At 56.2% G+C, this 25,713-nt stretch carries 24 protein-coding genes and 1 pseudogene; 18 read left to right on the forward strand and 7 right to left on the reverse strand.

Annotation, left to right across the window (positions count from 1 at the left end):
- Nucleotides 1-44: 44 nt before the first annotated feature.
- A pseudogene (locus AO242_RS15175) lies at nt 45-257 on the forward strand (winged helix-turn-helix transcriptional regulator); the annotation flags it as partial.
- A 773-nt stretch (nt 258-1,030) separates the two neighbouring features.
- Here the strand turns inward: AO242_RS15175 and AO242_RS15180 are convergent.
- Nucleotides 1,031-1,945 (reverse strand): LysR family transcriptional regulator, encoded by a 915-nt coding sequence (locus AO242_RS15180; RefSeq protein ID WP_099269364.1) that lies wholly within the window; start codon nt 1,943-1,945, stop codon nt 1,031-1,033.
- 394 nt (nt 1,946-2,339) lie between these two features.
- Here AO242_RS15180 and AO242_RS15185 point away from each other — a divergent pair, with 394 nt between their 5' ends.
- The 3 genes from AO242_RS15185 to AO242_RS15195 all read left to right on the forward strand — a co-directional run bounded on the left by AO242_RS15185 (nt 2,340) and on the right by AO242_RS15195 (nt 4,942).
- A complete protein-coding gene (locus tag AO242_RS15185) occupies nt 2,340-3,500 on the forward strand; it encodes an MFS transporter (RefSeq protein ID WP_099269365.1) in 1,161 nt (386 codons plus the stop codon).
- Between the two features lie 286 nt (nt 3,501-3,786).
- On the forward strand, nt 3,787-4,365 hold the full coding sequence (locus AO242_RS15190; RefSeq protein WP_373562225.1) for a DUF1349 domain-containing protein: 579 nt from the start codon (nt 3,787-3,789) through the stop codon (nt 4,363-4,365).
- 139 nt (nt 4,366-4,504) lie between these two features.
- Complete coding sequence (locus AO242_RS15195) at nt 4,505-4,942, forward strand: DUF4174 domain-containing protein (protein WP_099269367.1); 438 nt, start codon at nt 4,505-4,507, stop codon at nt 4,940-4,942.
- A gap of 78 nt (nt 4,943-5,020) precedes the next feature.
- Here the strand turns inward: AO242_RS15195 and AO242_RS15200 are convergent, their stop codons facing one another.
- Complete coding sequence (locus AO242_RS15200) at nt 5,021-6,226, reverse strand: MFS transporter (RefSeq protein WP_099269368.1); 1,206 nt, start codon at nt 6,224-6,226, stop codon at nt 5,021-5,023.
- Nucleotides 6,227-6,350: 124 nt separating this feature from the next.
- Between AO242_RS15200 and AO242_RS15205 the strand changes: the two genes are divergently transcribed.
- The 10 genes from AO242_RS15205 (at nt 6,351) to alc (ending at nt 15,034) form a co-directional block, all read left to right on the forward strand.
- Nucleotides 6,351-6,974, forward strand: coding sequence for a TetR/AcrR family transcriptional regulator (locus tag AO242_RS15205; protein WP_099269369.1), 624 nt, complete (start codon nt 6,351-6,353; stop codon nt 6,972-6,974).
- Between the two features lie 1,117 nt (nt 6,975-8,091).
- On the forward strand, nt 8,092-8,541 hold the full coding sequence (locus AO242_RS15215) for a hypothetical protein (RefSeq protein WP_099269371.1): 450 nt from the start codon (nt 8,092-8,094) through the stop codon (nt 8,539-8,541).
- A gap of 179 nt (nt 8,542-8,720) precedes the next feature.
- Nucleotides 8,721-9,599 (forward strand): MurR/RpiR family transcriptional regulator, encoded by an 879-nt coding sequence (locus tag AO242_RS15225; protein ID WP_099269373.1) that lies wholly within the window; start codon nt 8,721-8,723, stop codon nt 9,597-9,599.
- 235 nt (nt 9,600-9,834) lie between these two features.
- The gene (locus AO242_RS15230; protein ID WP_099269374.1) at nt 9,835-10,686 is read left to right on the forward strand and encodes a transporter substrate-binding domain-containing protein; all 852 of its coding nucleotides are present in this window, start codon (nt 9,835-9,837) and stop codon (nt 10,684-10,686) included.
- Nucleotides 10,687-10,694: 8 nt separating this feature from the next.
- On the forward strand, nt 10,695-11,312 hold the full coding sequence (locus AO242_RS15235; RefSeq protein ID WP_027898547.1) for a DUF1989 domain-containing protein: 618 nt from the start codon (nt 10,695-10,697) through the stop codon (nt 11,310-11,312).
- Between the two features lie 10 nt (nt 11,313-11,322).
- Nucleotides 11,323-11,967 (forward strand): urea carboxylase-associated family protein, encoded by a 645-nt coding sequence (locus AO242_RS15240; RefSeq protein ID WP_099269375.1) that lies wholly within the window; start codon nt 11,323-11,325, stop codon nt 11,965-11,967.
- Between the two features lie 3 nt (nt 11,968-11,970).
- Nucleotides 11,971-12,630, forward strand: a complete 660-nt coding sequence (locus AO242_RS15245) for an amino acid ABC transporter permease (RefSeq protein ID WP_099269376.1) — start codon at nt 11,971-11,973, stop codon at nt 12,628-12,630.
- Nucleotides 12,630-13,292, forward strand: coding sequence for an amino acid ABC transporter permease (locus tag AO242_RS15250; protein WP_099269377.1), 663 nt, complete (start codon nt 12,630-12,632; stop codon nt 13,290-13,292). Before AO242_RS15245 ends, AO242_RS15250 begins: the two co-directional genes overlap by 1 nt.
- Nucleotides 13,293-13,311: 19 nt before the next feature.
- Nucleotides 13,312-13,998, forward strand: a complete 687-nt coding sequence (locus tag AO242_RS15255) for a DUF1989 domain-containing protein (RefSeq protein WP_099269378.1) — start codon at nt 13,312-13,314, stop codon at nt 13,996-13,998.
- 34 nt (nt 13,999-14,032) lie between these two features.
- Nucleotides 14,033-15,034, forward strand: a complete 1,002-nt coding sequence (gene alc, locus AO242_RS15260; protein WP_099269379.1) for an allantoicase — start codon at nt 14,033-14,035, stop codon at nt 15,032-15,034.
- Nucleotides 15,035-16,260: 1,226 nt separating this feature from the next.
- Here the strand turns inward: alc and AO242_RS15265 are convergent.
- Complete coding sequence (locus AO242_RS15265; RefSeq protein ID WP_099269380.1) at nt 16,261-16,707, reverse strand: GNAT family N-acetyltransferase; 447 nt, start codon at nt 16,705-16,707, stop codon at nt 16,261-16,263.
- Between the two features lie 146 nt (nt 16,708-16,853).
- Here AO242_RS15265 and AO242_RS15270 point away from each other — a divergent pair, with 146 nt between their 5' ends.
- The 4 genes from AO242_RS15270 (at nt 16,854) to AO242_RS15285 (ending at nt 20,503) form a co-directional block, all read left to right on the forward strand.
- Nucleotides 16,854-17,372, forward strand: coding sequence for a hypothetical protein (locus AO242_RS15270; protein WP_176560635.1), 519 nt, complete (start codon nt 16,854-16,856; stop codon nt 17,370-17,372).
- Between the two features lie 113 nt (nt 17,373-17,485).
- Entirely contained in the window at nt 17,486-17,983 is a 498-nt protein-coding gene (locus AO242_RS15275) for a hypothetical protein (protein WP_099269381.1), read from the forward strand.
- A gap of 134 nt (nt 17,984-18,117) precedes the next feature.
- Nucleotides 18,118-18,573, forward strand: coding sequence for a GNAT family N-acetyltransferase (locus AO242_RS15280; RefSeq protein WP_099269382.1), 456 nt, complete (start codon nt 18,118-18,120; stop codon nt 18,571-18,573).
- Between the two features lie 76 nt (nt 18,574-18,649).
- Nucleotides 18,650-20,503, forward strand: a complete 1,854-nt coding sequence (locus AO242_RS15285) for an ABC transporter ATP-binding protein (RefSeq protein WP_099269383.1) — start codon at nt 18,650-18,652, stop codon at nt 20,501-20,503.
- Between the two features lie 98 nt (nt 20,504-20,601).
- Here AO242_RS15285 and AO242_RS15290 read toward each other — a convergent pair whose 3' ends face one another.
- The 4 genes from AO242_RS15290 to AO242_RS15310 all read right to left on the reverse strand — a co-directional run bounded on the left by AO242_RS15290 (nt 20,602) and on the right by AO242_RS15310 (nt 25,704).
- Nucleotides 20,602-21,624 carry an ABC transporter permease gene (locus AO242_RS15290; protein WP_027898404.1) on the reverse strand — a complete coding sequence of 341 codons (1,023 nt, stop codon included), beginning with the start codon at nt 21,622-21,624 and terminating at the stop codon, nt 20,602-20,604.
- Nucleotides 21,625-21,660: 36 nt separating this feature from the next.
- Entirely contained in the window at nt 21,661-23,214 is a 1,554-nt protein-coding gene (locus tag AO242_RS15295; protein WP_099269384.1) for a sugar ABC transporter ATP-binding protein, read from the reverse strand.
- A 70-nt stretch (nt 23,215-23,284) separates the two neighbouring features.
- Nucleotides 23,285-24,220: a sugar ABC transporter substrate-binding protein gene (locus tag AO242_RS15300; RefSeq protein WP_099269385.1), complete on the reverse strand. Its 936-nt coding sequence runs from the start codon at nt 24,218-24,220 to the stop codon at nt 23,285-23,287.
- A 473-nt stretch (nt 24,221-24,693) separates the two neighbouring features.
- Nucleotides 24,694-25,704, reverse strand: a complete 1,011-nt coding sequence (locus tag AO242_RS15310; protein ID WP_099269401.1) for a Gfo/Idh/MocA family protein — start codon at nt 25,702-25,704, stop codon at nt 24,694-24,696.
- Nucleotides 25,705-25,713 lie beyond the last annotated feature (9 nt).

The raw sequence follows: 25,713 nt of genomic DNA on the forward strand, positions 1-25,713 counted from the left end.
GAGCGCGGGATGGAACGACGCTTCTCACCATCAATTTCAGGAAGCAGCGGCTGGAACAAACTGGCATCGTCTCGCGCAAGGTCATTTCGTTTTCGCCTTTGGCGGTCCAGTATGAAATCACTCAACTAGGTCGAACACTGCAGCAGCCATTTCGCGAACTGCATAAGTGGACGCTTGATAAATTGCCTGATGTTGAAGCTGCACGGTTGAAGTTTGACCAGGGCGCAGAGGTAAGTTTGAGTCAGGCACGGGATTGAATCATCGCAGCGATCAGTGGGTGACAGTTGATCAAGTAAAATGGGCGCCCCGCCCTGCGTAAGCCTATCCGACACCGCCGTTTAAATGGAAACACTTACCTTCATTTACGTCCCATGAAAAGACGGGTATCTCATTAGATTGGAGAAAATAACTCTACAGTGAAACAACCTATAGACGGTGAACCCTTCGAACGCTCGGGGCCTCATATAGGTTGTCGACCGTTCAGGAGTTTGCAACATGCAGAAAATCACTAAAACGCTGGTTCTAATCTTGTGCATTACCGGAGCCATGTCTGGGTGCTTTGACAATTCGGACAGTGACCAGGGAACAAAAAGTAATCCCGATAACGGCTCATCGGTAAGAATGGAGCAACACTAAGCAGGCGCTCCTCTTAAGTTCATCATTTGATATTCAAACAAGGATGAACGTATGTCTTCGTTGAAAATAGCAATCTTAGGTACTCATTGTCCGGCGAAGTGCATCCCTTCGGCCGTACGGAGATGAGCCCGTTTTGCGCCAGCTCTGCGGAGAAGGAACCTTCGATTTGACCGGGTTCATCGAATCCGTCAAGTCAACCGGTTACAACGGGCCTTGGGGTGTGGAAATTCTCTCGGAGAAGTTCAGAAAGAAGCCTTTGAAAGAGCTCGCTAGCGTGTCGTTCGCTGCGTCAATGAGCGCGCTAAGCGCCAGGCCGTAATTCAAGTTATGGAAAGCGAGGTAATGCCAGCGGGGCTGTCCTGCTGGCGCACATACATGACCGCACGACGCTATTTTAATCCAGCGCCCCACGCTCAGCCCGCAACACGAGTTCATCCACGACACGTCGAACCTTCGGTAGCAGGTGACGTGTTTGTGGCCAGACCGCATGAATCGCCACATCGGCCGTACTGTATTTTTCCAGCACCTGAACGAGTCGCCCAGCCTCAAGGTGGTCTCGAACCAGAGAGTTCGGAATCTGACAGATACCGTGCCCAGCAACCGTCATGGAAACGATGGCGTCACCATCACCCACTTCATGGGTGCCCGGTGGAGTAATCCGGATGAGTTCACCATTTGCATTCTGGACACTCCAACTCATCCGCTGTCCGCGACGGAAGCTTACGATACAACTGTGGTGCTGAAGGTCCTCAACAGATTCAGGACAGCCGTGTTTCGCAAGGTATCCGGGCGACGCGCAAATGATCTGCTTCTGCACCGTCAGACGACGTGCAACGAGGCCACTTGAATCTTTCAATGTGCCAAAGCGAATACTGAGATCGATGCCCTCTTCGATCAAATCAATGACGGCATCGCTGAAGGTCACCGTTAATTTGAGATCGGGATTTGCGTCCAGAATTTCCAAGAGTACCGGTAGCACAACGCTGCGGCCGTACGCTGCTGGCAGATCGACCCTCAAGCGCCCACTGGGTGTTTGTTGGTGACTGGTCAGCGACGCCTCTGCTGCCAGGATTTCGTCGACAGCTGCCGAGCAACTCGCAAAATAGGCCTCTCCGTCCACGGTTAGCCCAGAGCTTCGGGTGGTGCGATGGAAGAGTTTGCAGCCAAGCCGTTCTTCAAGCTTCGCAATGCTTTTTCCCACTGCTGACTTGGTGATGCCCAGCCGATCGGCAGCCTTGGTAAAGCTTCCTGTGCGTGCGGCTGTCACGAAGATCAGCACACCACTGAGGGCCTGTTCAATCTGCGCCATTGTAGACTTTTACTCCCTTCTGCAAGAAAGAATAGGCGGTCTTTCTATCCATAGCTCTACCTTAGCCTGTTCCCAAAGTGTTTCCTACCCATTGGGATTTGCAGTTTCTGCACCCGAACGTTCTTCGTGAACGCTTCGTCCAGGCAAGTTAAGAGGACATCACCGCGTTCCACGATCGCAGGTTACCTGCAAACAAGTAGAGAAATACTCAACTCTGTTGCTACTGAGAGCGCCTTTATCAACCTAGAAGATACGGGCAAAGTCACATCTTGAAATATCCATTCCCTGCGAGTCATTGCCGCAACAGGAAGTGGCGAGCACCCATCGCCTTCTTTCTCTCAGGCCCGCGTTAAAGCGCGACGACTCCAACTCAAAAATACACAGGATGAAGACTATGCCTTTAGCTTTATGGGCGCTGGCCCTCAGTGCATTCGGAATCGGAACGACTGAATTCGTCATCGCAGGGCTTCTGCCCCAAGTGGCTGCAGATTTCAATATTTCCATCCCCCAGGCCGGTAATCTGGCAACCGTATACGCCTTGGGCGTATTCGTAGGCGCACCTCTGCTGATCATTCTGGGTACCCGCATTCCTCGTAAACCTATGCTTCTGCTCCTCATGAGTTTGTTTGTCATCGGCAACTTCGTCACGGCAACAGCAAGCGACTTCGATATCGCACTGCTGGGTCGGTTAGTGACCTCTTTGACTCACGGCGCATTCTTCGGCATCGGTGCAATCCTCGCCGCCGACCTGGTTGCGCCGAACAAACGCGTTCAGGCCATCTCGTTCATGTTCTCCGGCTTGACGGTCGCCAATCTGGTAGGCGTTCCGGTCGGCACCTGGCTGAGCCAGGTGATGAGCTGGCGCGACACCTTCTACGCGATCACGATCATGGGTGTGCTGGGCTTCATCGGCGTGTTGATGCTAATACCCAAAATCCCTAACCACGAGCGCCCTCAGATCAAGAAAGAATTCGCAGCGTTTGCGAACCCCCGCGTCTTGCTCGCGATGGGCATCACCGTCTTTGGCCCGGCAGCGTTCTTTACTTCAATCACCTACATCGCACCGATGATGGTCGAAATAGCAAGGTTTGACCCTGGTAGCGTGACGTGGCTGATGGTTGTCTTCGGTCTCGGCCTGTTCGTTGGCAACATCCTGGGTGGTCGTTATGCCGACAAGGCTCTGATGCCACTGCTGTACCTGACGCTGGGTGGCCAGGCAATCGTCTTGCTGATCTTCAGCCTGACCGCTCACAGCCAGATCATGTCGGTGGCCTGCATACTGCTCATGGCAGGTTTTGGCTTCGCAACCGTCTCCCCTATCCAGAAACTCGTCATGGACAAGGCCCGAGCGGCGGGCGCTCCGACCCTGGCATCTGCGGTAAACATCGGCCTGTTCAACCTCGGCAACGCCATCGGTGCTTGGGTGGGTGGCATTGTGATCGCTGCCGGCCTGGGCCTGGCTGCCCCTAACTGGGCAGGTGCCATTCTTTCAATGATTGCGCTCTTGCTAGCTTTGGCATCCGGGGCGCTGGACCGTAAGCACAGTAGCCGGTGAGTTGGCAGGACGAGAATATGTGCCGCAAATGCCCGTCCGGGCCACGGATGCCAAGCCAAGCTATTGATGTCTTGTCCATATAGCTTGCTTAAGCACCCGAAAAGCGCCTGACACCGTGTGACCGTTTATACGGCTGTCACTTGTTCGCAATGGCCAGGCTGGGTTTCAGGTTGATTTTCTCCAGCATGAAGGTAAAACAGTCACCATTCATCCAGCACAGAATATGGAGGGCAGCTTGTCAGGTAAAAAATGGATTCCAGCGGTCAGTCAGCGTTTTGAAGAGTCCATCTGGCGAACGGCCAACTGGCTAAATGAGCCGAACCATTGCCTCGCCTATTCAGACGACTCATTGGAGGTGGTGACTGATTTCCAGACCGATTTCTGGCGGGTAACTCACTACGGATTCATACGAGACAGCGGGCATTTTCTGGGGTTTAAAACCACGGGTGGCTTCACTGCTCAAGTGAGGATTAACGCCGAGTTCCGCGAGCTTTATGATCAAGCCGGGATTATGGTCAGGCTCAATGAGCAGACATGGGTCAAGGCCGGGATTGAGTTCAACGATGGAAATCCGATGATCAGCAGCGTGCTCACCGTAGGCAGATCAGACTGGGCGCCCGGCTCCTTTACAGGAGACCCCGACGACTTTTGGCTTCGTGTGACCGTTTCCGATGGCGTGCTGCGCTTGCAGTATTCAACAGATGGCGTGAGCTGGCCATTGCTAAGACTTGCCCCCTTTCCAGAGGCGGAAAGCTATGAGGTTGGCCCTATTTGCTGCACCCCGCAGCGCGAAGGGTTAAAGGTAAGATTTTCCGAATGGTCTTTGACGCCGCCCTTGGGGCGGGATTTACATGATTTAAGCTAGCTCCGACTTATGTGAGCGCAGACTTAATCTGTAATGCCGGGCTCGGCGCGTGTAGAACCTCCGACCTTCGGTCAGTGATCGCGAGCAAACTGGCAATACCAGCGTCGAAGGGTTCATACACCCTGCTCAGGAGATGCCAATGAAAAGCTTAATGACTCCACTGGCCTTGCTGCTTGGTATGACGGGCAGCCAGGTAATGGCTGACACCGCGTCGAACCCCTTGGTCAGTGAGCGCTGGCAGTCCCGGCCGTTGATCGTCGTGGCACCCAGCGCGAGCGACGCGACCTGGCTTGAATTCCAGCAAGAGCTGATGAAACCTGCCAACCGCGAAGCCTTTGTCGAACGGGAGATGGTGCTGTATTCCGTGGTCGATGGCGTCGGCAAGCGCAACGATCAGGCTCTGGACCCAAAGGCCACGTTGGCGCTGCTCAATACACTGGATGTGAAGTCCGATAGCCCGACACGTCTGCTCCTGGTGGGCAAAGACGGCGGTACAAAAGTGGACCAGTACGCGCCGCTGGACATCAAGGCGATTTTCGCGACCATCGACAAAATGCCGATGCGCCAGAATCGCTAGCTTCGTGCACTCTCAGCTTGTGGAAGTTGGAGCTGGCCGCCTCCAGTGGGCCAGCAATCAACTGAATGCCACTGTATCTCAATGACCAACAACCACTTGCCCGGACTGCCTGTCACCTCCTGCAAAACCATGGACTCGGGCTCGGGATGCAATGGCCAGACTTAGCAGTAAAAGCACCAATAGAACCCACGGAAAAGAGCTCACCCCCCATTGCCCAAGCAACACACCCCCCAGTAATCCGCCTCCTGCAATAGCGCTGTTCCAGACCACAACGTTCATCGAAAGCGCAACGTCAGCGCCCTCACCTGCCGAGTCGGCAAGCGCGGTTTGCAAAAGCGTGGCAGCGCCACCGAAAGTCAGGCCCCAGATAAATACCCCGACGTAAATGGCCGCAGCTGTGTTTGAAAACAAGCCAAGCAATACCGAAACCGCTGCGAAGGTTACGAGGCTGACCAACACGGTTGTCCGCAGATAACGATCAACCAGCCGTCCCGTTACCCATATGCCCGCCAACGCGGCGACGCCAAATGTGAGCAACACCAGATCCACATCATTTGCCAGCCCGGCCTCGGCGACGAAGGGCGCGATATAGGTGTAAAGAATGTTATGAGCCAGCATCCAGGTGAACACGACGCCCAATACAGGGCGCACACCCGGCGTAAAGAACACCTGACGGAGCGCCATGCGCTGTGACGAAGACTGGCCGGGATAGTCCGGCACGTTGACCAATACCCAGACGATCAACACCAGCGTCATTCCGGACATCAATCCAAATGCCATGCGCCAGCCCATGAAACTACCCAGCCAGGTTCCCAAAGGCACGCCGAGCGACAACGCGATGGGCGTTCCCACCATGGCAACCGCCAGCGCGCGGCCTTGCAACCGGGGCACAACCATCCGTCGTGCATAACCTGCGATCAGGCTCCAGGCCAGACCCGCAGACACCCCGGCGAAAAACCTCGCGACCAACGTCAGCCAGTAATTTGAAGACAACGCAGTGATGGAGTTGAAAATCAGAAAGCCGACAATCGTCAACAGCAGGACCGTTCTACGACGCCAGCTTTGTGTAGCGATGGTCAGCGGAATGGCTGCCAGAAGTGAGCCCAACGCGTAAACAGTCACCATCTGCCCGGCAAACGATGCCGATACTCCCAGGCCACTGCCGATCTCGGGCAGCAAACCGGCCGGCAACGTCTCAGTCACGATGCATATGAACCCCGTCATCGCCAATGCGAGTAACGCCCCAAGCGGAAGCTTTTCGCTTTGTTTCTGATCTGCAGTCATTCGAATCTCCCGACTAATATACTGATCGGTATAAATATAGGGAGAAGCTACGGGATGGTCAACGACTTATGTATCGATTAGTATTTAAGTAGCTTCACTCAACTACGTCTGAAGGAGATCCGGCATGGCACAGATGGGACGTCCACGCACGTTTGACCGTGACGTGGCAATCACGCAGGCGCTGCATTTATTCTGGGAGCATGGCTACGATGCGACATCCCTCAGTCAGCTCAAGGCCCACATCGGCGGAGGCATCACTGCGCCTAGCTTTTACGCCGCCTTTGGCTCCAAGCAGGCCCTGTTCACTGAGGTCATGGAGCGCTACCTCACCACCCACGGCCGGGTGACCGACAGCCTGTTTGATGCCGCCCTGCCGCCCAGGGAAGCAATTGAACTGACCCTGCGCCGCTCGGCGAAAATGCAGTGCGAGGCCGATCATCCCAAAGGGTGTCTGGTGTCGTTAGGACTGATGAGCGCTTGCTCGGACGAGAGCAAGGCCATCTCCGAACCGCTCGCACGGGCAAGAAACCTGAACCGTGCGGGTATCGTTGCCTGTATCGAACGCGCCATTAACACAGGCGAATTGCCCGCGACGGTGATGCCGGAAACTCTCGCCGCCGTGTTCGACAGCTTCATGTTGGGCCTCTCGACGCTGGCGCGCGACGGCGTTCCACATGCCACACTGGATGCCGCAGTGACTCAGGTGATGGGGCTTTGGGATAGCTTGCGCATCGTTGCCGAGGAATGAAGGGCCGCAGCCAAGAAGGATGTTGTTTATGCGTCATTGGAATTATAGATATCTTGCGTTAGCGCTATTCCTGTCGGGATTGGCTTTCTCCATATACAAAACATTTCAGGCAGAAGTTGTTCCTATCAAAGAGTATCAACGGGCACGAGCCGAACTCGCCAACATCATCCCACCCGCGGGTGACAGGTTAGGGGATCAGAGTAGTAGCTATCAAACTTACCGGGCGTTCAGCCGCTACGACTATACAAGTGTTCAATCCAAAGAATGGGTCTCATCATTTTTTACGCACCAACTGGAGTCAGCAGGCTGGCTAACGAACCTATATGGCAAAGAAGGAATATTTTTTTGCAAGAACGGACTCAGGGTCGACCTGAGCTACTCGGCTACTCGGCTACCCGCGAGACTCGATATTCCTTAGGTTTCATGCTGGGGGACCAGCCCGGCGAAAGTGACAAGGGCTGCCAAGGCGCCGGATAACGTAGCCTTGAATCTTTTTTCTGTTTGCTTCACCTCCTTCCCGTTGGAAACAAGTGACGTAGAATCCTGGTACATCCGAAATACGATGGATCCTCACACGCCTCCAATCATTAGTTCGAGCTCGATACAGTGACGATTGAATCCTGCAAGTCTCTCTTTCTTACCTCCCTTACTGAGCCAGATGAGGGAGGTCTTCAGTTGGTCGTTCGTGAAGGTCAAGAATGCAGATCCCCTGAGGAAATTGCCAAAGCCAAAGCTTTACAACCGGATCTAAGCTCGCTTTTGGAAAAAGCCACCCTGATAAGGCACGGTCCAGGCTGTAGAGTCTTCACGTTACATTGGCCAGGCTACATATCGTACGCAGTCGAAAATGAAAGCTACTCCCTTAACTGCACCACAGATGAAAGAACGGGGAAGCTGTTCAGACTCTATAGCAAATCAGCCTATCTGGACTATTTAGCGAAAGTGACCTTCGCAAGCGACGTTTATCCCGGACCGTTTAAACATTGGGCTGTCGTTTGTGAGGACCACGTTGTCAATATCGCATCGTGTGACGAACCGATTATTGCCATCCAGACTATTTAGACTGCGGCGTCAAATTGACCCAAAGTGTGCTGACCTACTGCTCGATGGAGCCACTATGTACATAGTCCACGATTCCCGCTCAGACGAAATCCTCAGGCTTGAGCACCTACTGGAGGGGTTCAACTATACCGTCTGGCTCAACACTTACGGGCCTTTTGAGCTGAACACAACGCTTGAGGAGCAACTGTCCCATTCCATTGGTAACGAAGTAATCATTGGCAGCCATTCCAGCGTGACGCCAAGCGAAGCCCGCAGCGAGATTACAGAGCGATTGCTGCACTTGGGAGATGAAGGTTATGGCCCGATAGATCTAACCGCAAAGCACGCAGAAATCCTGAACCTTCTTGAAACCCTATTAAAGAATATCAACCTCGACCACGCCAACACCGTCACTTCGTTTTGGCTCACGAAAGGCCATCCGGCGTACCCGGTATTCTGGGAGTTTTCGTTTGATATCATTTCCGACGGTAAACGATTGATTCTAATGGGTAGCAGCAGCGACTAGCCTACGAAGGCTTGGCTTTCGGACGCCACATTGGATGCCGCAGTGACTCAGGTGACCGGTACTCGCGCAGCGTACGGATCTCAAGAATTGATTGTCGTTTGCCCCATACCATACCGGGTATCACCTCCCACGCCCGCTTTTCGATAAACTTCAGCTTTCGTCTGTCAGTGAGAGCGTCCATGTCTACCAAGGTCATATCCAGAGCAGCCGAGCAAGCCGCCTCACTGGAGAGCCGTATTCGTGGCCGGTATGAACAGATGTCAGCGGTTGAGCAGAAGCTGTCCGACGTAATCCTCGCTTCGCCCGGCCACCTGGCGATGCAGACTGCGACTGAGCTGGCGATCAGTGCCGGTGTTTCCAAGGCCACTACCACCCGCTTCTTCCGCGCGTTGGGCTATGACTCGTATGAGAAGGCTCGCCGAGATGCGCGCAAAGCCAGCACTGGCGGCTCGCCTTTATATTTGCAGCATCTAGGTGAAGATGACCACGACCCTCAGACACTGATTCAGCATCACCTGAATCAGGAAGTCACCAACCTGATCAAAACCTACGAGTCCCTCGCTCAGGCAGATCTGTTTCAGATCGCACAGGCCATCGCCAAAGCCCGTCGAGTCGTACTGATCGGTTATCGCCACAGCCAGACCATCGCCGTCATGTTTCGCAGCAACCTCATCCAGGTCCGCAGCGACATCCTGTTGCTTCCTGCACCCGGCGATTCTCTGGCCGAGTACCTCGCAGGGCTAGACGAGCGCGACGTAGCCATCTGTATTGGCTTGCGCCGTCGTGTGCCGCAGCTTGAAAGTGGCATGGCAGCAATGAATGCCCTCGGCGTACAGATTCTGTATATCTCTGATGTGCTGGCCGGTAAGCCTGCGAAGCTGGCGAAGTGGGTCATACGCTGCCACACCGAGGGCACCCTGATGTTCGACAGCAATTCGAGCATCGCAGGTATCACCAACCTCCTCTGCTCGCTGGTCGGCAGGGAGCTGTCCAGCGAAAAATCGACGCATCTGGCCAACGCCGAGATTCTGCATCAGGAACTGGGCGAGCTGGAATAGATCCCGATAGCGACCTATACGGCACCATAACGGGACGGCCGCGCACCAGCGCGGGGCGAGCCACCCTGGTGCCAAAGCTCATGACCATCCGTACAAGAAACACTGGTTTCATGATTTTATCTTTTGAAACCATTGTTTCTTAAGGCTTGCTGATCTTCTTTCAAGTCCGCAAGCAACGCTGGCACAGAAACTGCGATACCCCTTTGGTCTTCATACCGAACCAAAGGGCGCCATCATGAAAAAAATGTTCCCAGGTATACCGTTTGTTCTGGCTGCAATGACCTTCGGCGCCACGCTGTACGCGACAGTGGCTTCTGCCGATACACTCGATGAAATCAAATCTCGTGGCACGCTGACCGTAGCGATCGACCCAACCTTCGCCCCTTATGAATACACCGATGACAGCGGCGCGATCATCGGCTACACCCCGGCGATCATGGCTGAGGTGGCGAAGACCCTGGGCGTAAAAGTCGAATACCAGAAGATGGCCTTCAGCGGCATTATCCCCGCGCTGATTTCAGGGTCAGTGGACGCCGAAGGCTCCTCCCTGAACGTCACCGCCGAGCGCGCGAGCAAAGTGCTGTTCGTGGCGCCGTTCGGTAAAAGCGTCAACGCGGTCATGACCCGTGCCGATGACAAGCGTCTGGACCCCGCCAGCCTGAAAATCGAAAGCCTCTCCGGCTTGAGCGCAGCGGTTAAAACCACCTCCGCGCCGGAACAACTGGTCAAACAATTCAACGTCGAACTCAAAGCCAAGGGGCTGGCACCGATCAAGATCGTCGGCGTCGACAGTGTCGATCAGACCCTGTCAGCGTTGATGACCAAGCGGGCCGATTTCATCCTCGACGACATCACCGTACTGGGCAGCCTGCGCAAGCAGCACCCTGAAAACCTGCGCCAGGTCGGCGAACTGGGCGACAGCCAGTGGATCAGTTGGGCTACACGCAAAGATGACTTTCGCCTGAACAAAGTCATCAGCGATCAGATCATCGCCATGAAGAACTCCGGCGAATTGCAGAAGCTGCAACAGCAGTATCTGGGTGTGACCTTCGATCTGCCTTCCAGTGACTTCATTCCTGCCAAATGAGAACCCACATGTCCTCCCCTTTCACCCAAGTCCATGTACCGGCCGGGCACGGTCGCACGTTCGAAGTCCGCAGCGGCCAGTTCATCACGGTAATCGACCGGGACGGCCAGCAAGCCGCCGACTTCGTCGCCATCGTCAACGGTCAGCCCGAGCAATATCTTTCGCCCACCCACACCCGTCGACGTTTGAACTCGCTGTTTTTTGCCATCGGCGACAGCCTCTACTCAAACGCCGATGAGCCTTTATTGCAGGTACTGCATGACACCGTTGGTGTGCACGACGCCAACGTTCCAGCCTGTGACTGCACGCGCTTCAGCGTTGACTTCGGGGTCGACGGCCATCGCAATTGCCTGGACAACATGCACGAAGGACTGAGCCATTACGGAGTGCTGCCGGTAAACGTGCCCGAGCCTTTCAACCTGTTCCAGAACGGCCCGGTAACCGCCGACTGCCGGATGCAGGTCACCGATCCGACCAGCAAGGCAGGAGACAGAATCGTCTTTCGTGCCTTGAAAGACCTGGTCTGCGCGGTGTCCTCCTGTCCACAGGACATCATTCCGGGTAACGGGCTGCTCGTTACTCCCATCGACATCGTCATTTCCGATGACGAACCGTCGCACGCCTGAGGCCCCTCCCATGCTGATCATGAAAGAAGCCATCGAAACCCGAGCACCATTGCCACCCCAGTCCGTCAGGGTACCAGCCGCCAGCGCCGGATCAATCCTCGTCAAGCGCGGCCAGTTGCTGCGTGTTACAGCCCTGCAAGACGGCGCCGTGGCAAGCCTGTTCGGCTTTAGCGAACTGGAGCCCAGCGTGCATTTGTCGGTGCATCACACCCGGGTGTTCAGCAACTCGTACGTGCTGGGTGCTGGCATGCGCATGGTCAATAATCGTCGACGTCCGGTTATGGTGCTGGGCAAGGACAGCGTCGGCAAACATGACCTGCTGATGCCGGCCTCCACGACCGCCTTCCTGGCAGCCAACGGCTATCGAGACCAGAAAGGCTGTGTCGAATCGCTCAAAGCAGAGCTGCAACGTCTCGGCCGTCAGCAACCCAAACTGCCGGACCCGATCAACCTGTTCATGAGCGTGCAGCTGGATCAGCAAGGAACGCTGAAGCCGTTACCGAATACGGTCAAAGCCGGTGACTCGGTGACCTGTCGCGTGGTGCTGGACACGCTGTTCGTGGTGTCCACCTGCTGCACGGGCATCGCGGGCAATGATCAACCCGGCGCAGTCGAATTGTCAGTGGCTGAAGACCTCAGTGAATTTCCGGTTTAATCCATGAGTTCATACGCGCAACTGCTCAATGCCCTGCCTGATCTTGCGAACGGGCTGTTGGTCACGCTGGAACTGACGTTGCTTGCCGCCGTTACCAGCTTCGGCATGGGCCATGTCATCTGGTGGCTGCGCGGACGATCGACGCCAATGTGGCGCGGCCTTGGGCATTTGTACGTCAGCCTGATGCGTGGGGTCCCGTCGATTGTCCAGTTGTTCATCGTGTTCTTCTCTCTGCCCCTTATCGGGTTGGGTGGCAAACCCTTGCTGGCTGCGGTACTCGCCATAGGCCTGAACAGTGCCGCGTATGTCGCGGAAATCCTGCGCGCCAACTACCGCAACCTGCCCGGCGGCCAAACCGAAGCGTCTTCGGCGCTCGGGCTCTCAGCCTTTGAAACGTGGTGGCATGTCTCGGCACCGCAAGCCTTGCGTGCCAGCCTGCCCGCGCTGGTCAACGAGTTCACCCTGGTGGTCAAGACCACGCCATTGGCGTCAGTGGTGGCAGTGACCGAACTGACCTACGCCGGGCAACTGGTGATCGCTCGCACCTACGAAGCCACCCCGGTGCTGGCGATCGTCGTCGCCGGTTACCTGCTGATTTGCTGGCCGACACTCAAGCTCGCGCGACGCCTGGAAAGTCGCTTCAACCGCTCCAGGAGGCAATGATGGATTGGTCAGCGATTCTCGATAACGCACCTGATCTGGCAGCAGGCCTGCTGGTGACCTTGCGCCTCAGCCTGATCTCGGCGTGCACCGCCCTTACCTTTGGTGCGCTGTTGGCGTGGGCTCTGCAGCGAGGTCAGCCGTGGTTGCACGCAATAGTGCGCGCCTACATCGACTTCGTGCTGGGCTTGCCGATGCTGGTGCTCATCTATCTGCTGTTTTTCATCTTGCCGGAATATGGCATCACCCTCAGTTCACCGGTAGTGGGGGTTACCGCATTGACCCTGTATTACGGGCCGTACATGGGTGAAGTATTGCGTTCCGCATTTGGCGGCATCGCCCGGGGCCAGTATGAAGCCAGCGCCGCGCTGGGCCTGCGCCCTTGGGAAACCCTGCGTCATGTGTTGCTCAAGCAGGCACTGCCCGTTGCGCTACCGCCATCGATTGGCTTGTTGATAGGCCTGATCAAGGACACCGCGCTGCTCTCGGTAGTGGGCGTGGAAGAGTTCATGTACGCGGCCAGGCAAGCCATCTCCACCAGCTATGCCCCACTGGAAATTTACCTTGTCGTCGCTCTCGCCTACTGGCTGATCACCCTGTTGCTCGATACCGCCGCGGGCGCTGTTGAGCGCCGTCTCAATCGCCATCGTCTGGCCCGAACCTGAATCTGAACTGGAGTTCCCCATGTCTGTAATGCCGACTTCCTCCCTGACCATTCCCGCTGGCCACGGTAAAGCTGTACGCCTGAAAGCCGGGCAATCGGTGCGTGTGATCAATACCCACGGCACCCAAGTGGTGGACTGCTGGGCCTGGAATGCCTATGACCTTGAAGAGTTCATGTGTATGGAAGCGACCCGCGTATGGACTCAACACCTGAATCCAGTGGTGGGTGACAGCTTCGTCACCAGTGCGCGCCACCCGATTCTGACGCTGGTTGAAGACACATCGCCGGGTGTGCATGACACCTTCATGGCAGCCTGCGACCGCCGTCGTTATGAACTGCTCGGCTGCACTCACTACCATCGCAACTGCAGCGATAACCTGTTCGAAGGCATGCTGGAACTGGGCGTGACGCCGCCGCGACGGAACCTGGCTTCGTTCAACATTTTCATGAACATCCGCGTTCAGCCAGACAACATCACCCTGGCCACATTGCCCACAGTCACCGACCCCGGTGACTACATCACGTTGCGCGCGGAGATGGATTGCTTCGTCGCGTTTTCCGCATGCCCGCAGGACATCGTCAACATTCAGGGCCAGGGCGACAACACGCCCAAAGACGCTGATTTGCAGATTATTGACCAGGCATTTCCAGCCATTCAGGTGAAAGGCCCCTGGGTGCCGGACCACGTGAAGTCAGCGCAACAGTGACCAGCGCTTTGCGCGACATTTCAGAGGTAGCGTCATGAAGATTCCCCAACACGCATTCGAAAAATACCTGAACCTGGCAGACGCACGCCTGGGCGCAGTCGCCTTGTCCGTCACGGATGACTGGTTCGCCGACGTCAATCGTCTGTTTCAGCACGCGCCCGCGGTTTTCAAGGCCGATGTATTCGACGACAACGGCAAATGGATGGACGGCTGGGAATCCCGCCGCAAGCGTCACGAAGGTTACGACCATGCGGTGATCCGCCTCGGTGTGGCGGGCACGCTCAAGGGCGTAGACATCGATACCTCGTTCTTCACCGGCAACTTCCCGCCGTCGGCATCCATTGAGGCCTGCTTTCTGGAAGGCGCCGATCCCGACGAAAATACCGTCTGGACCGAAGTGCTCGGTGCAGTGGAGTTGAGCGGTGACAGTCATCACTATCACGCCATCAACGACGATCAACCCTACAGCCACTTGCGCCTGAACATCTTTCCCGACGGCGGCGTCGCGCGGTTGCGGGTCTACGGCATCCCGCACAAGGACTGGTCAAACATCGATCCGAACGAGAACGTGGACTTGTGCGCCGCCCTCAACGGCGGTCGCGCCATCGCCTGTTCGGACGAGCATTATGGCCAGATGGGCAATATCATCAATCCCGATCGCGCCGCCGTCATGGCCGAAGGCTGGGAAACCGCTCGACGTCGCACACCGGGTAATGACTGGGTGATCGTTGCGTTAGGTGTCCCCGGAGTCGTTGAACGCATCGTGGTCGACACGCTGCACTACAAAGGCAATTATCCGGATCGTTTGTCGATCCAGGCCGCCTGCGTAAAAGGCGGCACTGACGGCCAGATCGAAACGCAAAGCCTCTTCTGGCGCGAGCTTTTGCCGGAACAAAAAATGGAGATGGATCGAGAGCATTTCTATGAGGCAGAACTGGCCAGCCTGGGAGCGATCACCCACGTACGATTGAACGTCTTTCCGGATGGCGGGGTTAGTCGATTGAGGCTGTTCGGCAAACCGGCGATTGGGCGATAAAGGTTTACGCGGTGAATCAGGCATGACGCTTCGCGAACAAGTTCGCTCCTACCGGGTATCGCGTTTCGGGTAGGAGGCAACTTGTTGCCGAGAGGTTCTACGCGGTGAATCAGGCATGACGCCTCGCGAACAAGTTCGCTCCTACCAGTTAGCGCGTTTCAGGTAGGAGGCAACTTGTTGCCGAGAGGTTCTACGCGGTGAATCAGGCATGACGCTTCGCGAACAAGTTCGCTCCTACCGGTTAACGCCGTGTCAGGTAGGAGGTAACTTGTTGCCGAGAGGTTCTACGCGGTGAATCAGGCATGACGCTTCGCGAACAAGTTCGCTCCTACCGGGCAGCACATTTCAGGTAGGAGGCAACTTGTTGCCGAGAGGCTTTACGCGGTGAATCAGGCATGACGCCTCGCGTTCAAGTTCGCTCCTACCGGGTAGCGCGTTTCGGGTAGGAGGCAACTTGTTGCCGAGAGGCTTTACGCGGTGAATCAGGCATGACGCCTCGCGAACAAGTTCGCTCCTACCGGGTAGCGCGTTTCGGGTAGGAGGCAACTTGTTGCCGAGAGGCTTTACGCGGTGAATCAGGCATGACGCCTCGCGTTCAAGTTCGCTCCTACCGGGTAGCGCGTTTCGGGTAGGAGGCAACTTGTTGCCGAGAGGCTTTACGCGGTGAATCAGGCCTGACGCTTCGCGTTCAAGTTCGCTCCTACCGGGTAGCGCGTTTCGGGTAGGAGGTAACTTGCTGCCGAGAGGCTTTACGCGGTGAATCAGGCATGACGCCTCGCGAACAAGTTCACTCCTACCGGGTAGCGCGTTTCAGGTAGGAGGCAACTTGTAGCCGAGAGGTTCTACGTGGTGAATCAGGCATGACGCTTCGCGAACAAGTTCGCTCCTACCGGGTAGTGCGTTTCGGGTAGGAGGTAACTTGTTGCCGAGAGGCTTTACGCGGTGAATCAGGCCTGACGCTTCGCGTTCAAGTTCGCTCCTACCTCGGGTAGCGCCTTTCGGGTAGGAGGTAACTTGTTGCCGAGAGGTTCTACGCGGTGAATCAGGCATGACGCCTCGCGAACAAGTTCGCTCCTACCGGGTAGCGCGTTTCGGGTAGGAGGCAACTTGTTGCCGAGAGGCTTTACGCGGTGAATCAGGCATGACGCTTCGCGAACAAGTTCGCTCCTACCGGGTAGCGCGTTTCGGTAGGAGGTAACTTGTTGCCGAGGGGTGTACGCGGTGAGTCAGACCAGATTTTTTTCGAAATAGACCCGTTCGAAACCATGCTCGGTGCGCCGCCCCACCTCGATATAACCAAGCTTGGGGTAAATCAGGAGGTTGTCCGCCATCTTCTCGTTGGTATAAAGATGCACTGCATTGATTCCGAGCTGTCGGCTGGTTTCTTCACAAAAGCGGATCAGTGATTTGCCTACCCCGCGTCCTGTTGCGCTGGGTATGACCGCCACATTTTCCAGCAACACATGCTGTTGCTCGGCATAAAACACCACGAAACCTTCAAAGCTGGCGTTTTCATCGGTTGCCACATAAACGATCCCCGCCGCAATTTGCGCCGCGAAGTCGGCTGTCATGGGCGCAGGTTTGCGACCGATTGCAGGTACATAGCGGGCGTAGGCCTGTTCAGCGCAGTGCCTTATTGCAGGCTCATCTTTTGCTTCAGCGAGACGGATCAAAAATATACCTTCTGTGAGGGACATGGCGTGCGATTGATACTCTGGCAGATCATAAGCGCAGATGTCGACAGGCTGTTTTTCGGGCGACCGGAGTCGGACACACCATGTAAATCGCCAGTTTTTGATAGGCTTATATGAAACCTTAAATGACTTCCCGATACGCCATGGTCAATTCAACCCTTGAGCCCCGCATGAATGTCATCAGCGCCACGATGTACCAATCGAAACACACGAGAGCTCCACACCCGGTGCTCACCATTGACTCCATTCCACTGGCGAACTGGATCAAAGGCGTCGTTTACGACGGTGAGGGCAACGACGAAACCAACGGACTGGTTCCTGCGCAAGGCTGGTTGATTGACGACGATGACTCGAACTACGCGTGGAGGATTCTAGAACCTGTCATGGAAGACTGTTCGACCATCGTGCCACTGTTGGTCTGTTCGGACGACATGGACCTGAGCTGCACGGTTGCGGTGGTTGAGCAAGTGATAAGGGGTGACACTGTCATTTGGGAGCGTTTTGGTCGAGCCGTCGATACCATTTCCGGCGTCATCACTGCGGTGGACTGGAATCAGATGAATCAGCGAGTGTCTTTCCCTAGAGCTCAGTTTCAAGAGGCGCTGTCAGAATTCAAAAGGCTGACCGAGCATGAGTGGGCCTGAGTGCGACCGGCCAAAAGCGGTCAGACGATTGTCGGTCGCCGCTTCACATGCCCCCTCTGGACACGCAATCAAGCTGAGGCACTCTCTGACGCTTTCGCAACACGAGGCCAGGTATGTTCGATCACTCCACCTACCCTGAAATCGCTGAATGGTTCGCCAGCTTCGGAGTCGACGAGGTGTCATACAGTGTCTGCTCCATTGACCTGAGCAACGAGCCGCCTGAGCACTGGTTCTATAGGCGCAACAAGTTGCGGCCTGAAAGTCTGAAACTCGATCTGAACATCCCGGCCAACGGGAGCTGGCGGGTCGACCTGTCTCGACATGACAATCTGTTCAACGTTCAGTGGCGCTCGAATGACGACCTGCGCGTCGAGTCTCAGGAGCTGCGCTACCGCAAGCTGATCAAGTGGCCGCGATTACACAGCCTCATGGAATTCCCCCTGCTTGCCGAGCAACTGGAGCAGTGCCTAGGGGTGCACTTCCTGCGTCATGCCAATGTCGGGGCGCGCTTGCTGGAACCCGAGGTCTTGGCGCGCAATCCAAACATCCGGCAATGGTTGGCACCCTGTGCCGACACTTTGGGCTGGAACCGGAAAATGCAGCCGGAATAAGGTGGTACCCGAACCGCTGGGCACCAAAGCGGTTGATCTACAGACTTCACTCTCGGGCAGTAAGCTCGATTGTCTGATGGATGATTAACCCTCCAGTCGCCAACCCATCAACTCAATGCACGAACGAGTACCCAATGGATTGTGTCATTCGAAACGCGATAAATACGGACGCCCCCGCCATCAGCAGGATTATCGTGGCAGCACTGCGCGAATCCAATGCTCAGGATTATTCGTCAGACATCATCGAGCGCGTACAGCAAAGCTTTTCACCCACGGCGATTCTGCACTTTATGACCTGCCGCCAGGTGTATGTCGCGTGCTTTGATGATCATGTCATTGCAACCGCAAGTCTTGATCAAGACATCGTGCGCAGTATGTTCGTTGACTCGCCCCATCAAGGGAAAGGCATAGGGCATCGACTGATGTCGACTCTCGAGGCAGTCGCAACGCAGAGCGGGATCAAACGGTTGCGGGTGCCCTCCTCGATCACGGCTGAAGGGTTTTATCTGTCGCTGGGCTTCCAGAAACTCAGGGACGAGTTCCATGGCGCAGAGCGCACGATCATCATGGAAAAAGTTCTGAACAAGTAACTTCCCACCCAATCAAAAATCCTTAAGCCGCCTTTAAGTGCAAGAATCTTCGCACTGGATCGTTTTGGAGATCACCATGCTTCGCGCGTTTGAACAATGGCTCGACCCCTTTCCACCTGACGAAGTACCGCCGCCGCCCGACGGCCTGGCGCGGTTTCTCTGGGCCTGCACGCGGGGTGCCCGTGGCTACATCGTTGCGTTTGCGCTGCTCAGCGCAGGTGTTTCGATTTACGAAGCCTGGCTGTTTTCATTCCTCGGGCAGGTCGTGGACATGCTGTCGACCTGGCAGGCCGGCGGCGATGCGGCCGCTCAGGAAAGCAGCGTGCTGTGGAGCATCGGCATCATATTGGTCACCAGCATCGGGCTGGTGGCGTTGCGCACGATGGTGCAGCACCAGGTCCTGGCGATCAATTTGCCCTTGCGGCTGCGCTGGGATTTCCACCGATTGATGTTGCGACAAAGCCTTTCTTTCTTCTCGGACGAGTTCTCTGGCCGGGTCACCACCAAGGTGATGCAAACGGCGCTGTCCGTGCGCGAGGTGCTGTTTACCCTTATCGAGATCGCCCCCGGGATCGGGGTTTATTTCATTGCGATCATCGCATTGGCCGGTAACTTCGACCTGAGATTGATGCTGCCTTTCATTGCCTGGATCGCGTTGTTCGGTCTGGCCATGCGGTACTTCGTGCCTCGCCTGGGCAAGGTCGGCCAGGAACAGGCCAATGCGCGTTCATCAATGACCGGACGCGTTTCGGACGCCTACACCAACATCACCACGGTGAAGCTGTTCTCGCACTCGAAACGTGAAGCGCATTTCGCGCGTGCAGCAATGGAGGACTTCAAGGTCACTGGTTTGCGCCAGATGCGTCTGGTCAGCCAGTTCGAGATCGTCAACCAGGCTTTGGTGGTGGCGTTGATAATGGGTGCAGGCGGTTACGCCCTGTGGCTGTGGCATCAGGGTGAGGTCGGTACGGGTGCTGTGGCGGCGATTACCGCCATGGCGTTGCGCATCAATGGCATGTCCCACTGGATCATGTGGCAAATGACATCACTGTTCGAGAACATCGGCACCGTTCAGGATGGCATGGCCACTTTGACCCGCGGCCCCAAAGTTCAGGACGCGCCAAACGCGGCCACGCTGGTGACAAAGGGCGGCGCGGTCACCTTCGACAACGTGAGCTTCAACTACAACGGCGAACGTCAGGTACTGGATGCCCTGAACCTGACTATTCGTCCGGGCGAGAAAATCGGCCTGGTGGGTCGCTCCGGTGCTGGTAAATCAACCTTGATCAACCTGCTGTTGCGTTTCTATGACGTGGACAACGGCACGATCAGCATCGACGGGCAAAACATCGCGCACGTTACTCAGGACAGCTTGCGCAGCGCCATTGGCATGGTGACGCAGGACACTTCCCTGCTGCATCGTTCCATCCGCGACAACATCGCTTATGGTCGGCCCGACGCCACCGACGAGCAAGTCCGTACTGCCGCGGTCAACGCCCAGGCCGATGGGTTCATCAGCCAGTTGAGTGACAAGCAAGGCCATTCCGGTTACGACACCCTGGTGGGTGAGCGTGGTATCAAGCTGTCGGGCGGCCAGCGTCAACGGGTTGCAATTGCCCGGGTAATGCTCAAGAACGCCCCGATCCTGCTACTCGACGAGGCCACCAGCGCGCTGGATTCGGAAGTCGAAGTGGCGATTCAGGAAAGTCTTGATGAAATGATGCAGGGCAAAACCGTGATTGCCATCGCTCATCGCCTGTCCACCATCGCTGCCATGGACAGGCTGATCGTCATGGATGACGGTCGTATCATTGAACAAGGCACCCACGCCGAGTTGCTTGCCAAGAATGGTACCTATGCGCGGCTATGGCACCATCAGAGCGGCGGTTTTCTGGGAGAAGATCAGGGCGTGGTCGAGACTACAGAATAAGCTTTGAGCTGAGCGGTTGACTGGGTAATTTGCGGCGGTGGCTATCGTCGATAGCCACCGCCACATGCCATTTGCGACTTGACCGACATCCAACGAATTCAGCGCTTGAGTTTGCGCTTGTTGCGGTACTGGTCGATCACCACCGCAATCACGATGATCAAGCCCTTGATGATGTCCTGTATGTAGGCATCCACACCGACAAAGGTGAACCCGCTGGCCATTACGCCAAGGATCAGCGCACCGATTACCGTGCCGGTGATGCGCCCTACTCCGCCCGCCAGACTGGTGCCGCCGATAACCGCGGCAGCAATCGCATCCAGCTCGTAGGACATGCCCATCCCGGCCTGACCGGTGGCCGCACGTGCCGAGGCCACGACACCGGCCAGCCCCGCGAGCAAACCGGCGATGCTGTAGACGATGATCAAATGACGCTTCACGTTGATCCCCGACGTGCGCGCCGCCTGCATGTTGCCGCCAATGGCGTAGGTGTACTTGCCGTATTTGGTGTAGCGCAAAGCAATATGGAAAATCACCGCCACTACCAGAAAGATAATCACCGGCATCGCACCATGACCAATGGCCGTGTACGAATCCGAAAGCATGCTCACTGGCTGGCCTTCGGTGTAATAACGGGCCAGGCCACGGGCCGAAACCATCATCCCCAGGGTCGCAATAAACGGCGGGATACCCGTGACGGCGATGATGCTGCCATTAATTGCGCCCGCCAGTAGCCCCACACCAAGCCCCATCGCCACCGGGATCCAGACCGGTAAGTCCGTCAGGCTGGGAAACACCGCCCGGGAAAAGTCAGAGGTTTGCGCCAGGCTGGCGGCAATCATCGCAGACAACGCCAGCACTGATCCCGAGGACAGGTCGATGCCCGTGGTGATAATCACCTGAGTCACGCCGATTGCCAGCAGGCCGATAATCGATACTTGCAGGATCATCAGCACCAGGCGCTGGGAGTTCATCAGGAAGCTTTGATCGCGCACGATCCAGCCGAACAGTTCAAACACCAGACCAATGCCGATCAGCACAAGGAAGATGCTGAGTTCGGTAGGCATACGTCGACGATTTTTGGTCGGCACGGTGGCCGATTTGTTTTCCGTTATTGCGTTCATAACCCGTCACCTTTTTTATTCTGCTTATTCTGTGGATCAGTGGAGCGCCGTCATTCCGGAAGCCAGTTGCATGACTTTTTCCTGGGTCGCTTCATCGCGATCCAGGATGCCCATCAGTTCGCCCTCATGCATCACCATGACCCGGTCACTCATGCCCAACACCTCCGGCAACTCAGAGGAAATCATGATCACTGCCATGCCTTCACTCGCAAGGAAAGAGATCAGGCGATAGATCTCGGCCTTGGCGCCAACGTCGATGCCCCGGGTGGGTTCGTCGAGGATCAGCAAGCGCGGGTTGGTCATCAGCCAGCGCGCCAGCAAGGCTTTCTGCTGGTTGCCACCGGACAGCGTGTCGATGCACTGTTCAAGGGAGGGGGTTTTCACCCGAAGTTTCTTGCACATGTCCTCGCACAACACGCGCAGGGCTTTTTGTTGAATAAAACCGTGGCCCGAATAATGCGGCAGCACCGCCATCTCCATGTTTTCCAGCACCGACAGGCATGGGAACAGGCCACTTAGCTTGCGATCCTCGGTCAGCAGGGCAAAGCCTTTGTCGATCGCCATGTGCGGATCGGTAATACGCAGCGCCTGACCGTCGAGAAGTATCTCGCCGCCACTGGCGGGGGTAATGCCAAAAATGGTTTCCGCTACATTGGTACGGCCCGAGCCCATGAGTCCGGCGATGCCCAGAATCTCGCCAGTGTGCAGATCAAAGGATACGTCCTTGAACACGCCGTCCAGGCGCAGGTCTCGTACCGATAAGAGCAAATCGCCGATGGGCTTCTCGCGCACCGGAAACAACTGGCTCAGCTCACGGCCCACCATCATCGAAATAAGGCTGTCGCTGTTCATGCTGTCGGCGCGCTGCAGGCCGATGTAACGACCATCGCGAAATACCGCCACCTCATCAGCAATAGCGAACACTTCGTTCATTTTATGGGTGATGTAGATGATGCCTTTGCCCTGAGATTTGAGGTCGGCAATGATCGAAAACAGGTGAGCCACTTCCTTGTCGGTAATGGCAGAGGTCGGCTCATCCATGATCAGGATGTCGGAGTCATAAGACACGGCCTTGGCGATCTCGACCATCTGCCGTTCAGCGATGCTCAGATTGCCGACATGCTCCTCAGGATCGAGATTGATGCGCAGACGGGCCAGCAGTTGGGCGGTACAGCGGTGCATTTCACGGTGGTTGACCATGTGCAGGCTGTTGAGCTGTTCGCGGCCGATCCAGATATTCTCGGCGATGCTCATGTGGGGCATCAGGTTGAGTTCCTGATGGATCATGGCGATCCCGGCCTTCTGGGCCGACAGCGGTGTTTCAAACACTATCGGTTTGCCGCGCAGACGAATTTCACCGGCATCAGGCTGGTAGATACCAGCGATGATTTTCATCAGCGTCGACTTGCCTGCGCCGTTCTCACCCATCAGCGCCAGCACCGAGCCCGGTCGCACGCGCAGTTGCACATCGTCCAGGGCAACAACGCCGGGGAAGCCTTTGCTGATATTGACGATTTCCAGCAGGTAAGGCTCTTCCGGCAGCCGGGGCTGGATGGCGGGAGGCTGCGAGACAGTCGCTTGAGCGAACATAAAGCGGTACTCCATCTGCGAGGCGGCCGAAGCCGCACTGTCAGCTGATTGTTTTGTTGTTATGCCAGGGCTATTTGAAGTCTTTGACGTTATCCGGAGTGATCAACTTGAACGGGATGACGATGTTCTGTTCGATCGTCTCTTTTTTCGCCATCCGGCGTGCCGCCTCAAGGGAGCCGACGCCCTGGCCTTTGGCATCCTGAAACACCGACACGGTCATCTCGCCTTTGGAGATCGCGTTCAGGCCATCCGGCGTGCCGTCCACACCTGCAATCAATACGCTGCCCGGCTTGGTACCGGCCGACTTGAGCGCCATGGCTGCACCAATTGCCATTTCATCGTTATTGGCAAGCACCGCGTCAAACTCACGCCCTTGAGTCAGCCAGTCGTTGACCAGCGTCATGCCTTTGTCGCGCAGCCAGACGCCGCTTTGTTCCTGTTCAATCTTGATGCCCGGGTACTTGGTCAGAACTTCCTTCACCCCCTTGGTGCGGTTGGTGGTGGAGTTGTTAGCCAGGTCACCCAACAGAATCACGATCTTGCCCTTGCCGCCGAGCTTATCGGCGATGTACTGCATTTGCAGCCTGCCCGCCTCTTCGTCATTGGACGTCACAGCGGCAACCCCCTTGGGCAGGTCGGCCTGGTCCGGACGGCGGTTGACATACACCAGAGGGATACCCGCCTCGATTGCCGCCTTGCTGATCCGCGCTGTGGACGCCGTATCGACCGGGTTGACGATGATTGCATCGACTTTCTGGCTAATGAAATTCTCGACCTGACTCAGTTGCTTGACCACGTCGGCACGTGCGTCTTCGAACTGCAGTTGCACACCGTCGCCCTTGGGATAGGACTTGGCTTGCTTGTCCATGTGCTCACGGACGTTGGTCAGATAGGTGTCGTCGAACTGCGACATGCTCACGCCGATCTTCAGATCGGCAGCCGTGGCAAATCCGCTGGCGAGCAACAGGGACAAAGCCAGCGCGGTAAAACGGATCGGGGTCTTCATGAACGGTCTGTCTCCAGTATTTTTGTTTTTAAGACGTTGCGTTGATCAGAACGGCTGGTGCGAAGTCAGCAGTCGAACCACTGGTGCACCTGGAATACAGGGAATCCCGGCGCCTTTGTGTTCGACACGCAGCATGCTGGGAAAGGGGATGCGGAATGGCCGGGCGCTTGGCAGAACGCGGGGCTTGCAGACAGGGCATTAACTCGCAGTACAACGTTGAAGACTTTCATCTGACGGTACCTGGTTGTTTGATCTTGTTTTTGTAGAGTCGCCCAAATCTGATTCGGGACGTACTTCATGCAACCTGAAAAACACTTTATTGGAAAATAATTTCTATATCAATATCTTTTAGAATTTAATTCCATTTTTATTGAGACCACCTGTCCATGCTTGGCATGCATTGAAATAAAACCTGTCAGACGACAGTACCAGGCTACCTGCGTGCATATTCCGATCGGGTCTCGTCAATGAAATCAGCCGTAGAAGCGCGGACGTTCCGGCAAGCTGACCTTCACAATCTGCTCACTGCCTTGCGCTTCGATACATGCATCTGCGGCCACCGCTGCCGCAAACCCATCCCACGCAGAAGGTCCACCGACTTGCCCGGCGCGCACTCCATCGATAAAAGCCTGCAATTCCACGTCATAGGCACCAATGAAGCGATCCTTCCAGTCCATCAGGATTGCGTTGGACAGCTTTGCGCCGCTGCGTAATTGCACCTGGGACGGTTCAGGCAATTTGGCGATACCGGTCTCCCCCACCACTTCGCACTGAATGTCATAGCCGTACTGGCAGTTCACGAACACCTCTACATCAATACGCGTGCCCCTCGCAGTTTCCAGCAGCACGATCTGCGGGTCACGCAGGTGAGCCAGGGCTTTGCTGGACTTGCGCGGAAATACCACTTGCACCGACACGTAGTCATCGTTGAGCAGCCACCGCAACACATCCAGCTCGTGGATCAGCGTGTCAGTGATCGCCATGTCGGTCCTGTAGTGCTCGCCCACTGTCGGGTTGCGGTGCGCGCAGTGCAACATCAACGGCTCGCCGATCTGGCCGCTGTCGATCACCGCTTTCAATGCGCGATAACCTTCATCGTATGGGCGCATGAAACCGACTTGTACCAGGCGCTTGCCGTGAGCCACTTCTGCGTCGACGATAGCGCGGCAGCCAGCAGCGGTGACTGCCAGAGGTTTTTCGCAGAACACCGGTTTGCCAACGGCAATGGCGGCGAGCACAAACTTTTCGTGGCTCGGCCCCCATGAGGTCACCAGCACGGCATCGACCTGTGGCGAATTGATCAGCGCATGTCCGTCGGGGTACACCTCGGCGTCCAGCTTGAGGTCGGCAATCACCCTGGCGGCCTGCTCGAGGTCTATGTCGGTGACCGCAACGACCTGGCTATTAAGCAAAGTCTGGCTGCAACGACGAATATGGTCACGGCCAATAGCGCCGGTACCGATCACTCCTAGCTTCAACGACATACACAGTTC

The sequence above is a fragment of the Pseudomonas sp. ICMP 561 genome (assembly GCF_002699985.1).
Taxonomy (GTDB): Bacteria; Pseudomonadota; Gammaproteobacteria; order Pseudomonadales; family Pseudomonadaceae; genus Aquipseudomonas; species Aquipseudomonas quasicaspiana.